The 916-nt window shown below is 65.4% G+C and carries 1 protein-coding gene; it reads right to left on the reverse strand.

Annotated features, from left to right (window positions below; genetic code table 11):
* Window positions 1–71 precede the first annotated feature (71 nt).
* The gene (gene urtD, locus RVY79_RS16650; protein WP_317465589.1) at window positions 72–869 is read right to left on the reverse strand and encodes an urea ABC transporter ATP-binding protein UrtD; all 798 of its coding nucleotides are present in this window, start codon (window positions 867–869) and stop codon (window positions 72–74) included.
* Between the last annotated feature and the right edge of the window lie 47 nt (window positions 870–916).

A 916-nucleotide genomic window follows, 5' to 3' on the forward strand; every position in this document is an offset into this window, starting at 1 on the left:
CCTCGAAGCTGACATTGCGCAGGATGTGGCTGCCGCCGTAGAACTGGTTCAGTTGAGCAATGGTCAGCATGTCAGCGCCCTAGGTAGGATTCGATCACGCGCTCGTCACGCTTGACGGCATCGAGCGTGCCTTCGGCCAGGACGCTGCCTTCCGCCAGCACGGTCACGCGCCCCGTCTCCCCCGCCAGCGCGGCAACGAACTCTATGTCGTGCTCCACCACCATGATCGAGCATGAGCCGCGCAGGCCGTTGAGCAGCGTGGCAAGCTGCATCGTCTCTTCATCCGTCATGCCGGCGACGGGCTCGTCGAGCAGCAGCAGTTGCGGCTGTTGCATCAGCAACATGCCGATCTCCAGCCGCTGCTTCTGGCCATGCGAGAGCAGCCCGGCGGGCCGATACGCTTCCGCCTCCAGGTGAATACGGCCGAGCGTTTCTTCGATGCGCTGGCGGCCGTCGTTCAGCAGGCGCGCGCGCAGCGACACCCACCAGCGCTTGTCAGCCTTCATCGCCAGCTCCAGGTTTTCCCACACGGTGTGCTGCTCGAACACCGTGGGCTTCTGGAACTTGCGGCCGATGCCGATCTGCGCGATACGCGGCTCGGTCAGGCGCAGCAGGTCGATGCTCTGGCCGAGGAAGACGCGGCCCGTCACATCGGCGTTGCGCGGCCCGGTCTTGCCGGTGATCACGTCCATCATCGTGGTCTTGCCGGCGCCGTTGGGGCCGATGATGCAGCGCAGCTCGCCGTGGTCAATCGACAGCGTGAGCGCGTTCAGCGCGCGAAAGCCGCCAAAGCGCACCGTCACATCTTCGAGATACAGGATGGCGCCGTGCGAAACGTCAATCGTGTCCGGCTCGACCAGGTGGCCCATGCCAGTGGCGGTGCCGGTCTCCGCGCGGTCCGGGAGTTCGGTGAAAG

The sequence above is a fragment of the Chromohalobacter sp. HP20-39 genome, from assembly GCF_033052815.1.
Lineage (GTDB): Bacteria > Pseudomonadota > Gammaproteobacteria > Pseudomonadales > Halomonadaceae > Chromohalobacter.